This window comes from Acinetobacter sp. ANC 3929 (genome assembly GCF_000369405.1).
Classification (GTDB): Bacteria; Pseudomonadota; Gammaproteobacteria; order Pseudomonadales; family Moraxellaceae; genus Acinetobacter.
This window is the reverse complement of the sequence record NZ_KB849998.1, coordinates 607,383-620,657: the sequence shown is the minus strand read 5'-3', so window position 1 is coordinate 620,657 and position 13,275 is coordinate 607,383. Positions and strand designations below refer to the sequence as shown.

The window sequence follows — 13,275 nt, the reverse complement described above, 5'->3', positions numbered from 1 at the left end:
CATGTCACCTACTTTAATGTCTTGAATCGGAACCAGACCTTGCTCTGTGATAATACGAGTCCCAGCTGGAAAGCATCCTTTTTGTTTCATAACAGCATACATTTGCTTAGCTCCTTCTTCGTTTTTATTTCTTTTATGGTTGTAATGAAATTTCAAAAAGATTTTTCTTTTAGATTTAAAACATAACATTTCTTTAGGTAATTGACTAAAATGTGCAATTGGCTAATTTACAAGATAATTTAGTTTAAGCATATAGAAAGAAACTCCATATTTTTTTCAAAACACATTTAAAAGTCTAACTGTCAAAAAATCATAAATTTCCGCATAATGAGCGGGAATCACATTGTAAATTATGGTCTCGGATGGCGCAGCAAAACGCAGTACAGCAAACCCCGTTCTGGTATAACTTTCTACTGACATGTATCAAGCCGCTATATCGTTGGAAAATCAAACAGCGGGCGGAAACTGATGCGCTATTCCAGCAGGAATGTATAGAACGTTTTGGCCCATTCCAAGCACCTAAAAATTTAAGGGTGATTTGGTTTCATGCAGTCTCTGTCGGCGAGACCAACGCAGCTCAGCCTTTAATCGAGCATTACTTAAAACTTGGCCATTCGGTTTTAGTGACCAATACCACCAAGACAGGACAGGCACGTGCAAAATCGCTATTTTTAAAAGCCCCTTATCTCGATTTATTTCAGGCAGTGTATTTGCCTGTCGATCAAAAAGCATTATTAAAACGATTTTTTAATCTGTATCAACCGCGACTATTGGCATTGGTTGAAACAGAGATCTGGCCAAATCTTATTGCCCAAGCAAAACAGCAACAGATTCCCTGTATTTTATTGAATGCACGTCTTTCCGAAAAATCAGCCAAAGGTTATGGCAAAGTTCGCCGCTTGACCCAGCCAATGTTACAACAGTTGACTTGGATGCTGACACAAGATGCCGCAACGCAACACCGTTATGTCGATTTAGGTCTTGATCAAGCCAAAAGTCAGGTGGTTGGGAATATTAAATTCGATATTTCAGCACCAGAACAGTATCTGCAACAAGCACAGCAGTTGAAACAAGATTGGCAATTGGCGAGTCGTCAAATCACCATCTTGGCGAGTACCCATGCACCTGAAGAAGAAAGTTTACTCAAACAATTACAGCCGCATTTAAATTCAAATCCGAATTTACTCTGTATTGTGGTACCACGTCATCCAGAACGTTTTGATGAGGTATACCAAGTCTGCCAAAGTTTAAATTTAAAAACTCAACGCCGTAGTCTGCAACAACCGATTCAAGCGGATACCCAAGTATTCCTTGCAGATAGTATGGGCGAAATGTGGCTCTGGTATGCCTTAAGCCAAGTCTGTTTTGTCGGTGGTTCACTGAATGAGCCGGGTGGCGGACATAACATTTTAGAGCCCATGGTGCTGAATGTCCCCACCGTCATTGGTCCGCGTTATTTCAACTTTCAAACCATTGTGGATGAATTTGTGGCTCAACAAGGCATTTTGATTGGAGAGGACGCAGCACAGGTAGGGCAACAATTATTAGCTTGTCTAGAGGATGATGCACAAACTCAGCAACTGGTTCAGCAAGCACAACTGGTTTTGCAACGTAATAAGGGTTCTCTGCAGAAACATATTCAATTGCTTGATCATTATTTACAGCAAACCGTATCGTCATGAATATTGTTTTACTTGAACCTGAGCAGTGTAGTTTGGTGGATGCGTGGCAGATTCGCCAACCCAGACAATTACAGCATTTAGGTCAGCACTTACAACTGAAGATTGGGGATCGTCTTAAAGTAGGTGTGCGTCATGGATCGCGTTATCTTACGGAAGTTCAAAGTATTTCTGAACACCAGATCATTGTGAAACCTATTCAATTAGAAGTCGTGCCTGATAAGCTTCCAGTGCATCTGATTCTCGCGTTACCACGTCCTAAAGTATTGCGCCGTATCATTATGGATGCGGTGACGATTGGGGTAGAACGGATTAGTCTGATTCACAGTTACCGAGTGGACAAGAGCTATTGGCAAACACCGTTTTTACAGCAGCTCAATGATTATGTGACTTTGGGATTAGAACAGGCGGGCGATACCATTGAACCCGAAATTCAACTCTATAAACGCTTTAAACCTTTTGTTGAAGATGTTTTACCAACTTTGATGAGTGCAGAACAGCCGGCTTATGTGGCGCATCCCTATGCTGAGCAGCAAATGCCATATGCAATTCAACAGCCTTGTAGTTTGATTGTTGGACCAGAGGGCGGTTTTATTCCCTATGAAGTCGATCTACTCATAAAAAACGGTTGCCAAGCAAAGAGCTTGGGCAACCGAATTTTACGAACCGAAACCGCGGTATCGAATATTTTGGGACGCTTATTTATCTAAAGTGTCTTGAGGTTCAGGTTGATCACCACGGTAGACTTTGACTTCTTGTACTGGGTAAGGAATTGAAATTCCTTTTTCATCAAAGGCAGTCACGACCAATTCTTGAATTTCACTGATAGATGCTGAGGTACTAGTTTCAGTGGTATTGACCCACCAGCGTACCGTTAAATTAATCGAGAAATCTGCCAGTGCGGTGACATTGACCGAGAATCCAGGTTGGCTCAGCACGTTCAGATTGCGATCCAAGATATCGAGAATAATTTTTTTGGCTTTTTGCATGTCATCTTCATAGCCAATACCGACCACAAACTCACAACGACGACGTTGATAGGCATTATTCACCGTAACAGCACTGGTATACACCGTTGCATTCGGAATGACAATACGGCGGCCATCTGGAGAGCGTAAGAAGGTTGCTCGGATTTGAATATCTTCAACATTTCCTTCCAAGCCATTCACCACAATATCATCACCGATACGGAAAGGTTCGCTGATCAAAATCAGAATCCCTGACAGTAAGTTTTGAAAAATATCTTTGAACGCAAAACCGATCGCAACTGAACCAATCCCGAGTGCACCAATCAACTGACTTGGGGTGAAGCCTGGGATGGCAATGACCAGCGCAATCAGAAAGCCAAAGAAGATAATAAACGTACTACCGACCCGATTCAGTACCAATACTAGGTTCTGGCGGGTATAGCTGCGATTTTCTAGTGTCTTGCGAATAAAGAATTTAAACAACTTGGTGAGTAGCCAAAAAATGATGAATACCGTGATCGCAATCCCGATGTAGGGAATACGCTCCCAAAAGCTATCCATGATTTTATCAATCGTGGTATAGGCATCGTGATACTTTTCAGTATGGGCCAAAACTGTTTCAGTGGTCTTGGTACTTGCTTGATGAATCAGCGCACCCGTATCTTTTGCCACTTCAGTCAATGTTGTTTGTTCATTTGCCACAGCAAGATCTCTATTTCGCAAAGGAAGGAGTAAATAAGGGAAGCAATCATAATGAATTTATTGCCAACACGCATGCAAAATTCAGTTTTTGCTTCCTATAATGATCAAATCAATTCGCTGGATGAGCTTCCTTAAAAATATTCGGTTGTATTTTGAATGATTTGGGTTGGTGCATCCCATAAATCTGGGCTGGCAAAATAATACGCAAAAACAAACATCCCCAACATCATTAACAGACTGAACAGAATCATGATCCAAGCTAATATTTTTTCCCATGCGCTAGATGGGCGAACATCACCATAATCATTGCGATGAGGTGTTCCAGGTGCCAATAAGGCATATAAGCTAAATAAAAATTGCAGCACAGGAACTAAGAGCAGTAAACATAGCCACCCTGTTTTATTCAGGTCATGCAGGCGACGGATGATAAATACGATTTGGAAATAAAATGCGACTAACCACAGTGCGATCAGAGCAAAGATCGTCATACCTGAAAATGTAGAGAAGAATGTTTCATCAACATGGCTGAGACTAAAAATGCCAGCGAAGGCAAAAATACCAAAAAAAGCTGCTATACATATGAAGCTGAGTAAGGCATACCAAGCGATATAGCTGAGACGGTTGAAACGACCATTTGGGGAGAGCGGATGGTCATTGCTGGGTTGTACTTGAGCAGTTATTGCAGGATCAAACATAGAGTGTTCCTATTTTTCTGATTATTAAATCTTTTAAAGGTTTGGCAATGATCAAAATAATCACTTATTTTAAAAACAAAAAGCATAGACAAGCAGTTCAAATTTCAATTATTTTGAGTAAATTTTTGAAAATAAAGTGATCGTAAAAGCGTGGGCTTTGTTATTTTAGCCTATAACTTAGTCTAGGTCGAAAGATTAAAAGCCCTGACATTTCTACGACCAAAGCCGCATTGTTTGCGCTTGTAAATGGTGTCAATACTGCAAGTGAGAACAAAACATACCCGTGTAATAGATGAGAACATCTAAGGTATGAGATAAAAAACCAAGGAAGTGAGCTATGAAAGAAATCTACCCAGTGCCTGATAAATTCAAAGAAACGGCAAGAATCTCTGAAGCAGACTATTTCAAACGTTACCAGCATTCGATTGAGCAACCTGAAGCATTTTGGGCAGAAGAAGCCAACAAGATTGAATGGATCAAGCCGTTCACACAGGTCAAAAATACCAGTTTTAATCAAGATAATTTCAAAATCGAATGGTTTGCTGATGGTGAGTTGAATGTCTCAGCCAACTGTTTAGATCGTCATCTCAAAGATAATCCTTTAAAGCCAGCAATTATCTGGGAAGGCGACCATCCTTCACGCCATAAAATTATCTCATTTTCTGAACTGCATGATGAAGTTTGTCGTTTTGCCAATGTGTTAAAGAAACAAGGTATTCGCAAGGGCGATCGCGTTGTGCTGTATATGCCAATGGTGCCTGAAGCGGCAATTGCGATGTTGGCCTGTGCACGAATTGGTGCAGTGCATTGTGTGGTATTTGGTGGTTTTTCACCAGATTCATTGGCGAGCCGAATTGAAGACTGTCAAGCAAAACTGGTGATTACTGCGGATGCAGGCATGCGTGGTGGAAAGTTACTGCCACTGAAAGAAAATGTGGATGCAGCTTTAGAAATTGATGGCACCAGTAGTGTTGAAAACGTCATCGTGGTACATCGCACAGGCAACCCAATTCAGTTCAATGCAGAACGTGATGTTTGGTATCACTTGGCGATCATGGAAGTAGATGAACACTGTCCACCAGAACCAATGAAAGCAGAAGATCCTCTATTTATTCTGTATACCTCGGGTTCAACTGGTAAACCGAAAGGCGTATTGCATACGACAGGTGGTTATCTGGTGTATGTGAATACCACATTTAGAGAAGTCTTCGATCTACGTGAAGATGATGTGTATTGGTGTACCGCAGATGTAGGCTGGATTACGGGCCATAGTTACTTACTTTATGGGCCACTCAGTAATGCCACCACCACGGTGATGTTTGAGGGGATTCCACAATATCCAACATGGGCACGTATTGGTCATGTGATTGATAAGCATAACGTCACCATTCTATATACGGCACCGACTGCGATTCGCGCCATGATGCGTGAAGGCGATGCTTATGTACGTGAGAGTAACCGTAGTAGCTTACGATTACTCGGTTCGGTGGGTGAGCCGATCAACCCAGAAGCATGGAATTGGTATCATGAAGTGGTCGGTGAAGGCCGTTGCCCAATTGTCGATACATGGTGGCAAACAGAAACAGGCGGTATTTTAATTTCACCATTGCCAGGAGCGACTGCTTTAAAACCGGGTTCAGCGACACGTCCATTCTTTGGGGTACAACCTGCATTGGTCGATGGTGAAGGCAATGAACTAGTAGGTGCAACTGAAGGCAATCTGGTGATTAAGGATTCCTGGCCAGGTCAAATGCGAACCATTTGGGGGGATCCACAACGTTTTATAGAAGCTTATTTCTCGACCTTTAAAAATTACTATTTCACAGGTGATGGCGCACGACGTGATGCTGATGGCTACTATTGGATTACGGGACGTGTCGATGATGTACTCAACGTATCAGGTCATCGCTTAGGGACTGCGGAAATTGAGAGTGCTTTAGTTTCGCATGTAGCGGTTGCAGAGGCTGCGGTGGTGGGTATGCCGCATGATATTAAAGGACAGGGGATTTGTACCTTTGTCACTTTACAAGCTGATGTCGCTGAATCTGAGGAGCTACGTAAGGAGTTGGTCAACTGGGTGCGTAAAGTGCTTGGGCCAGTGGCCACCCCTGATGCACTGCATTGGGCACCTGCTTTGCCAAAAACTCGTTCAGGTAAAATCATGCGCCGTATCTTGAGAAAGATTGCGGCCAATGAACTCGATACGCTTGGTGATACTTCAACACTGGCAGAACCAGCGGTGGTTGATCATTTGATTGCGACGGTTTATCCAAACCGATAAAAACCATTTAAATTTAAAAAGAGCGTTCAATAGGACGCTCTTTTTTTATGTGCATTACTTAATGGTTTGCTAAAAAATCAGCCGTGCTTTGTACTGTGGCAAAGAAACCGAGTGCAGATAAGAATGCAGTTTGTACATCGGCTGCTTTGGCGATCTTACCATCATGTTCAAGATCACGCGTTGCAGTCGCATCCGCAATCACGATAGGTTGGTAGCCGAGCTCTTTGGCAGCACGTGTCCCTGAGTCAATACAGACATGCGTCATCATGCCTGTAATCACCAGTTGCTCGACATGATGTTGCTCAAGGATGGTTTGAAGATTGGTTTCTAGAAAGCTATTGGGAAAATGTTTTTCAACAATCAGTGAGCGATCTGTGACCTTAAGTTGTGGATGTAATTCAACACCCACTGTATTTTCCTGAAAGAAACTGGCAGAGGCAGGGTTGATGTGTTGAATGTAAATAATGGGTAAATTGTTTTGAATAAAATGATCTTCTAATCGGTTGGTTTGCGCTAGAGCAAGGTCTGGATTGACCAATTCCATTTTGCCATTTTTAAAATAATCGTTTTGGACATCAATAATCAGGAGGGCCTGTTTCATCGTTTGTACTTCCAGTGTTAAGTTAAAACAAGAGTAGGGGAAGCGTGAAAAATCCGCTATATTCAGATGAAAGCATTGTTGCTGGTTTTCTTTCGTAATGAAAAATGAATATTGAACTTGATCCCATCGACTTAAAAATTATTGAACTTCTCAAACAAGATTCGCGTTTAAGCCATAAAGAAATAGGGCAGCGAGTGCATCGTACTGGGCAAGCTGTTGGAGCACGTATTGCTCAATTGATGGATGCAGGAATCATCAAAAATTACACCGTTGCGATCAAGTACGAACATAAGCAGTTTATTCAACTGTTTATGAATGATCAGCAAGCTTTTATCGAAGTTGAATTACTGGTTAAACAATACGAGCAGGTGGATGAATGTTTTAAAATTCTCGGGAATGCTTGCTATATGATTGTCAGTCATTTTAATCCATCACAATTAAATGAGTTTATTGAGCAACTATCGCAGTGGTGCCGATATTCGGTTGAAACGGTCATGCGAGAAATTGAGACTGCTTAAATTAAAAATCCCCAAGCCGAGCCTTGGGGAAGAAATATTCAATCGCTTTTATTTTTCTTCTTATTTAATGCCAAGCTTATGCTGATTTTGCCTCCAGTTGAATTTCCTGTTGTTGTTCGAGCTGACGAACCAGTGGAAGTACTTTTTCGCCAAAATATTCTACTTCTTCAATAAAATGTAGAAAGCCTGAAAGAATCAGATCAACGCCAACATTCTTTAAGGCCACAATCCGTTCTGCAATTTGTTGCGGTGTACCAATCAAATTGGTCTTAAAGCCATCATTGTATTGAACCAGATCATCAAAGGTCGATTTTGCCCAGTTACCTTCGCGTTCAGGTGCTGCCGCACCTGCTTCACGGGTCGCATCACCAAAGGCATTCACGGCTTCGACATTGGCTTGTGCAATGATGTCATTCAGTACGGCTTTGGCTTCTTCCTCAGTATCACGCGCGATGATAAAGGCATTAACACCTATTTTGACGTCTCGGTTGGCTAACTTGGCCTTGCCGCGAACATCATCGACCTGTTTTTTAATTTCTTCGACACTGTTGCCATTGGTAAAATACCAGTCCGATACACGTGCAGCCATATCACGTGCTGCACGTGAACTTCCACCCTGAAACACCTCAATATATGGTTTTTGCAGCGGTTTCGGTTTAAGCGTGTAATTCTGGAACTGGTAATACTTACCCTCAAAGCTGTAATTGTCAGTGGTCCAGATACCTTTCAGAGTACGGATAAATTCTTCTGAGCGAACATAACGTTCATCATGCTCAGGCCAAGGTTCGCCAATAGCGTCAAATTCGCCACGGAACCAGCCACTGACCACATTAATCGCAATACGCCCTTGGGTGAGATAGTCAATGGTTGCAAGCTGTTTGGCTGCAAGCACAGGCTTCCAAGGGCCAGGTAAGATTGCTGCAATTACCTTGAGTTTTTCGGTCTTTGCCAGTAAAGCATGACTAAAACTCACTGATTCATGTTGGTTCTCTGCGCCGTAGCCAGCGGTAAAGCGGATCTGTGTGAGGGCATATTCAAAGCCACTTTTTTCTGCTGCTTGTGCTAGGCGTACATTATAGTCGTAGCTCCAGTCAGTACGTTGTTCAATGTTGCTTACAACGAGACCGCCACTCACATTAGGAACCCAGTAGGCAAATTTAATTGCTGATGCTGTTATTGTCATCGTTGTATCCTCCATAAAAGATATGGTTTATGCGACGTGGGTTAAATTCTTGGCTGACTTCGGGTGTAAGCGAGATTCAGCTGCATCTAGGTTGGGCACCGCTGCTGATGGTAATACTTCAGCTTGTTCAATCTGTTTGTTTATGCCAAGATTTTGATTGGCCTGCTCGGTTTTGTTTTTGATGGCTGCTGCACGTTGACCTTTGGCAGGTGCCCATTCCAGAATTGGTAAGGCACGCGCTACAGCCAAGGTGACGCGATCAGACAATTGCTCGCTTTTAACCGTATATTCAGGCGTGAAATCACGATCTGTTGCGTAGACGCCAATTGGTAAAGTCTGTGCTTGGAAAAAGCTGAATAGTGGGCGTAACTGATGTTCGAGAACCAAAGCATGGCGATCACTACCACCTGAAGCGGCGAGTAAGACAGGTACGTCAACCAAAGCAGTTTGTTCAACAAAGTCGAAGAAATGCTTAAATAAGCCTGTAAATGAAGCACGATAAACAGGTGTTCCAACAATCAATGCATCTGCGGCTTCAACAGCAGCCAAATCATCTTGTACGCGTTGTGGCAGTTGATTACGATAAATCGCACCCCCCAATAGAGGCCCGATTTCACTGAGTTTGACGAAGTGTACTTTAATATTAATTGCTTCTGAAAGCTCATCCAGAATCGCCTGGACTAAACTTTCTGTTTTTGATGGGCTATTTAAGCCACCAGATACTGCAACAATATTAAGGGGAGTTGAGATACTATTGTGATTGGACATAATAACGGCCTAAAAGATCATTTCAAATTGCTATTTATTTATCTACACCGCATGCCAAGCTGTAAAATAAGGAAATGCTGCAAGCTTATCTTTTTTAAAGATATATCTGTAAATCACAATAAATATCAAAGTTTAGGCAGTTAATTTTCTGTTTCTATTCAAGATTTTTGAATCTATTTTATTCACAGAAAATTTTAATGGAGTTATATCAATATTTGATTTATTTTGCGGGAAAAGGAAATAAATCATGTCTTGTGCTTGACCTAGCCTTGAATTGAAAATAGGCTTAAGCGGATTGAATTTAAATAAACATCGTACAGTGACGTACTTGCAGATAGCTTAAGCGCTTATGAATATTTTAATTGTAGACGACCATCCTTTATTTAGACATGCTTTGATTCAAGCGGTTCGTTATAGTTTGCCTCAGGCGCAGATCCAAGAGACTGCAGATGTAGATGAATTTTATGCACGTTTAGAACATGGTGCAGAACCTGATTTGGTCCTCTTGGATTTAAATCTACCAGGTGCTTCTGGTTTCTCCGCCCTAGTCTATGTCAGGGCCCAATATCCTGCGATTCCCATTATTGTGGTTTCGGCACACGAAGAAGTTTCAATTATTCAGCGTGCGATTGCGCATGGTGCAATGGGCTATATTCCGAAATCTTCCCATCCAAGTCATATTGGGGAAGCGATTAAGCATGTATTAGAAGGTGAAATTTGGTTACCGCCAAACTTACCAACCCATGCAGGCTTTGATCCTCGTGCGGCAGATGAAACGGCTTTAGCTGAACGTTTACAATCACTGACCCCACAACAGTTCCGTGTCTTGATGATGGTGGCAGAAGGTTTATTGAATAAACAAATTGCTTATGAATTAGAAGTTTCCGAAGCTACCATCAAAGCACATGTCACCGCGATTTTCCGTAAGCTAGGTGTACAAAATCGAACCCAAGCGGTGTTGGCGATTAGTGCTTTAAATATTGAAGATAAAAAGATGTAAGAGATTTAAAGTAAGAAATCCAATTTCTTGCTTTATTTAGATTTAGAAAATAAAAAACCAGTTCATAAGAACTGGTTTTTTATTATGAATTTAGTGTTCTATGTAGAACATCAATCCAATATTAGAAACGGAACTTCGCGTTTAAGCCAACAGTTTGCGTATCAGTGCTTTCATGTTTCGCATTTGCGTTAACATAAGTTGCGCCTACAGCAATCGCTGGAGTGATGAAGTAGTTTACGTTCGCACCCCAAGCAGAATTGATTGCAGAGAAGTTGTCTTTATTTGCTGGGTTTGAGCTGTAATTTGCTTCAGCATAAGAAGCGCCAACGCTTAACTTAGGAGTTACATATACGTCAGTTTTTAATTCGTATGCTTGGTTATCACCGTAAACAAGACCAGCTTCGAAGCCTACAGCCATGTTTGTACCATCGATGTTACCTACGTATTTAGTACGTGCAGTGATCGCATCTTGGTCTTGACCAATGATTTTAGCTTGAGCTACTGATTTAGCGATACCATTTGAAAGTACGCTGTTTGCATCTAAAGCAAATTGATCAGCAATGTTAGTATAACCAACAGCAACCAAGAAGTTAGGAGTAAGCATAGTACCGACTTCTAATGCGAAACGGTCACCATTGTCTTTTTTACCTTCAGACTTAGTCTGTGAGTGGCTGTATGCAGCACTTGTATACACAGGTAAGTAAGGAGTTGGAAGGTAAGCTTCACCTTTTGCACCGAAAGAGTTGTTCTTAACAGTTGCAATTTCGTCACCGCTTAATTCTGCAAAGCTATAAGCTACAGAAACATTAGATGCTTGGTTTAAGAATGCAGCTTCAGCTAATGGACCTTTAGAAGAGTCTACATTTTTGAAGTAGTAAGTACCTTGAGCAGCACCAGTGAAGTCTTTGTCATTTGCAGTTGTGTCTACAAATTCAGATTGACCTTGAACTTCTACTTGGTATGCGTGAGCACCGGTCATGGCTAAAACTAAAGCAGTGGCTAAACCGAGTTTTTTCATAATGATTTCCAGCTTTAAAACAATTAAAGAGTAAAGTTGGAGCCATTGTATTGTAACAAAGTATGAAGTCAATGTAATAAATTTGGGCTTCCGATAAACGAACAAAAGCTGAACAGGTAGTGTATGAAAAACGAACACTTGAAAAAAATCATGTCAACGTTTTATAAAGTATATATCTAACAAATAGATATGTTTATTTTTTAATGAGATAAGGGGGCTTAGAAGAATAGCATTGCTAAACATTTTAATTGGTTTATTCAATTATATTAATCGTTTTTTTCGTTTATTGAGTTCTTATTTTTGTCATAAATACGAGTCCAAAAGTGTGAGTTAAAATAATATTATGTAATTTTTCTGCGATAGACTTTGCAAAATTATGGTATTCATTCTCAGTCAATATAAACTAAAAATCATGTAAAAATCGCACTTTTAATGATCAATTAGCAAAAACGATTGTAATAATAAACCCGATCTATTTAATCAACTTTACTTTGTGAGAATTAATTCACATAATACAAAGCAAGAGATATCTAATTTGCATTTAAGTGTCTCGTAACATTTTCTTTGAAGTATTTTGATGTTTTTAACATCACTGTTTTACTAGCTCGGCTTTCCCCAAGGTCGAGCTTTTTTTTATCTTTTTTCTCGGTTTTAGATGAAATAACACTACAGAAGACATGTAATAAAAGACTTATAGTGGCTGTTTATTTTACTTTTCCACTTTTATTCTCATGTCGGCGAAACTAAAAATTCTCACTTTATCCATTTCATTGGTGCTGGGATTACCCTTGATGGCTTGCCAGAGCTTTAGTCAACAAAAGCAGCAAATAATGACACAGAAAAGTGAACAGCAGCAGATTGCGAGCTTATTCCAAAATGCTCAAACTAGCGGTGTTTTGGTCATTTATGATGGAAAGAAAATTCAAAAATATGGCAATGACACCAGTCGCGCAGAGCATCGTTATATCCCAGCCTCAACTTTTAAAATGCTGAATGCGTTAATTGGCATACAGCATCATAAAACCACGCCAAATGAAATCTTTAAATGGGATGGACGGAAACGCGCATTCAGTAGTTGGGAAAAAGACCTCACACTAGCGGAGGCGATGCAGGCATCAGCTGTGCCTGTGTATCAAGAGCTGGCACGACGTATTGGCCTAGAACTGATGACCCAAGAAATTAAGCGAGTGGGTTATGGCAATAACAATGTTGGGACACAGGTCGATAATTTCTGGTTAGTTGGCCCATTAAAAATTACTCCTGTGGAAGAAGTACGCTTTGCCTACGCATTGGCGAAGCAAAAGCTGCCATTTGATCAGTCAACTCAGCAACAAGTGAAAGGCATGTTATTGCTTGATGAAGTTCAGGGGGCCAAGATATACGCTAAAAGTGGTTGGGGTATGGATGTTAGTCCGCAAGTTGGATGGTGGACGGGTTGGATAGAACAAGCAAATGGCAAGATCACCGCATTTTCATTAAATATGGAAATGAGTCAACCTGAGCATGCAGAGACACGTAAGGCGATTGTTTATCAAGCTTTGCAGCAACTTGATTTATTGGTGAATTAGATTCTTTCTAAAATCTCAAAAAAGACCCAGCTTTGGGGAAAGCTGGGTAGAAAAGGATGTTTACAATTTGGGGAGAAAACATCCTGAGGGTTTCTGTTTTTAAACTCTAAAATCTTGCTGTGATTAAATTATGTGCTTTAGAAAGTAATTTGTGAAATTGATAATTTTTATTCTTTGAATAGTTTTTTTCGATGATTAATCAACCCAATCTAACTAAAAATATATGTTTTTAACACTGAAATTGAAGTTAAATATTCTCTGATATTATTTTATCTTTATGATTTTTATTGAATA

The 13,275-nt window shown here is 40.7% G+C and carries 12 protein-coding genes; 6 read left to right on the top strand and 6 right to left on the bottom strand.

The window, feature by feature from the left end:
• The first annotated feature begins 362 nt into the window (after nucleotides 1-362).
• Nucleotides 363-1,682: a 3-deoxy-D-manno-octulosonic acid transferase gene (locus tag F909_RS13380; protein WP_005147624.1), complete on the top strand. Its 1,320-nt coding sequence runs from the start codon at nucleotides 363-365 to the stop codon at nucleotides 1,680-1,682.
• On the top strand, nucleotides 1,679-2,389 hold the full coding sequence (locus F909_RS13385) for a 16S rRNA (uracil(1498)-N(3))-methyltransferase (RefSeq protein WP_005147620.1): 711 nt from the start codon (nucleotides 1,679-1,681) through the stop codon (nucleotides 2,387-2,389). Before F909_RS13380 ends, F909_RS13385 begins: the two co-directional genes overlap by 4 nt.
• Here F909_RS13385 and F909_RS13390 read toward each other — a convergent pair.
• Entirely contained in the window at nucleotides 2,378-3,349 is a 972-nt protein-coding gene (locus F909_RS13390) for a mechanosensitive ion channel family protein (RefSeq protein ID WP_005147618.1), read from the bottom strand. The genes F909_RS13385 and F909_RS13390 overlap by 12 nt on opposite strands.
• A gap of 131 nt (nucleotides 3,350-3,480) precedes the next feature.
• Complete coding sequence (locus tag F909_RS13395) at nucleotides 3,481-4,044, bottom strand: DUF805 domain-containing protein (protein ID WP_005147616.1); 564 nt, start codon at nucleotides 4,042-4,044, stop codon at nucleotides 3,481-3,483.
• A 337-nt stretch (nucleotides 4,045-4,381) separates the two neighbouring features.
• Between F909_RS13395 and acs the strand changes: the two genes are divergently transcribed.
• Complete coding sequence (acs, locus tag F909_RS13400; RefSeq protein WP_005147614.1) at nucleotides 4,382-6,325, top strand: acetate--CoA ligase; 1,944 nt, start codon at nucleotides 4,382-4,384, stop codon at nucleotides 6,323-6,325.
• A gap of 58 nt (nucleotides 6,326-6,383) precedes the next feature.
• Here acs and F909_RS13405 read toward each other — a convergent pair whose 3' ends face one another.
• Nucleotides 6,384-6,926, bottom strand: a complete 543-nt coding sequence (locus F909_RS13405) for a cysteine hydrolase family protein (RefSeq protein ID WP_005147609.1) — start codon at nucleotides 6,924-6,926, stop codon at nucleotides 6,384-6,386.
• Between the two features lie 104 nt (nucleotides 6,927-7,030).
• On the opposite strand from F909_RS13405, the gene F909_RS13410 reads away from it, so the two are divergent.
• Nucleotides 7,031-7,444, top strand: a complete 414-nt coding sequence (locus F909_RS13410; protein WP_004659927.1) for an Lrp/AsnC family transcriptional regulator — start codon at nucleotides 7,031-7,033, stop codon at nucleotides 7,442-7,444.
• Nucleotides 7,445-7,520: 76 nt separating this feature from the next.
• Here F909_RS13410 and sfnG read toward each other — a convergent pair whose 3' ends face one another.
• Together sfnG and msuE are read right to left on the bottom strand one after the other, a co-directional pair.
• Entirely contained in the window at nucleotides 7,521-8,627 is a 1,107-nt protein-coding gene (gene sfnG / locus F909_RS13415; RefSeq protein ID WP_005147605.1) for a dimethylsulfone monooxygenase SfnG, read from the bottom strand.
• A 27-nt stretch (nucleotides 8,628-8,654) separates the two neighbouring features.
• A complete protein-coding gene (msuE, locus tag F909_RS13420; protein WP_005147600.1) occupies nucleotides 8,655-9,395 on the bottom strand; it encodes an FMN reductase in 741 nt (246 codons plus the stop codon).
• 349 nt (nucleotides 9,396-9,744) lie between these two features.
• Here msuE and F909_RS13425 point away from each other — a divergent pair, with 349 nt between their 5' ends.
• Entirely contained in the window at nucleotides 9,745-10,395 is a 651-nt protein-coding gene (locus tag F909_RS13425) for a response regulator (protein ID WP_004657203.1), read from the top strand.
• Nucleotides 10,396-10,516: 121 nt separating this feature from the next.
• Here the strand turns inward: F909_RS13425 and omp33-36 are convergent, their stop codons facing one another.
• On the bottom strand, nucleotides 10,517-11,416 hold the full coding sequence (gene omp33-36 / locus F909_RS13430) for a porin Omp33-36 (RefSeq protein ID WP_265596698.1): 900 nt from the start codon (nucleotides 11,414-11,416) through the stop codon (nucleotides 10,517-10,519).
• Nucleotides 11,417-12,144: 728 nt separating this feature from the next.
• On the opposite strand from omp33-36, the gene F909_RS13435 reads away from it, so the two are divergent.
• Nucleotides 12,145-12,981: an OXA-286 family carbapenem-hydrolyzing class D beta-lactamase OXA-293 gene (locus tag F909_RS13435; RefSeq protein WP_032877719.1), complete on the top strand. Its 837-nt coding sequence runs from the start codon at nucleotides 12,145-12,147 to the stop codon at nucleotides 12,979-12,981.
• Nucleotides 12,982-13,275: the final 294 nt, after the last annotated feature.

Bases quoted from the DNA above. Each gene is read 5' to 3' on its own strand.
- F909_RS13380 (WP_005147624.1), top strand. From the start codon at position 363: ATGGCGCAGCAAAACGCAGTACAGCAAACCCCGTTCTGGTATAACTTT.
- F909_RS13385 (WP_005147620.1), top strand. From the start codon at position 1,679: ATGAATATTGTTTTACTTGAACCTGAGCAGTGTAGTTTGGTGGATGCG.
- F909_RS13395 (WP_005147616.1), bottom strand. From the start codon at position 4,044: ATGTTTGATCCTGCAATAACTGCTCAAGTACAACCCAGCAATGACCAT.
- acs (WP_005147614.1), top strand. From the start codon at position 4,382: ATGAAAGAAATCTACCCAGTGCCTGATAAATTCAAAGAAACGGCAAGA.
- F909_RS13405 (WP_005147609.1), bottom strand. From the start codon at position 6,926: ATGAAACAGGCCCTCCTGATTATTGATGTCCAAAACGATTATTTTAAA.
- F909_RS13410 (WP_004659927.1), top strand. From the start codon at position 7,031: ATGAATATTGAACTTGATCCCATCGACTTAAAAATTATTGAACTTCTC.
- sfnG (WP_005147605.1), bottom strand. From the start codon at position 8,627: ATGACAATAACAGCATCAGCAATTAAATTTGCCTACTGGGTTCCTAAT.
- msuE (WP_005147600.1), bottom strand. From the start codon at position 9,395: ATGTCCAATCACAATAGTATCTCAACTCCCCTTAATATTGTTGCAGTA.
- F909_RS13425 (WP_004657203.1), top strand. From the start codon at position 9,745: ATGAATATTTTAATTGTAGACGACCATCCTTTATTTAGACATGCTTTG.
- F909_RS13435 (WP_032877719.1), top strand. From the start codon at position 12,145: ATGTCGGCGAAACTAAAAATTCTCACTTTATCCATTTCATTGGTGCTG.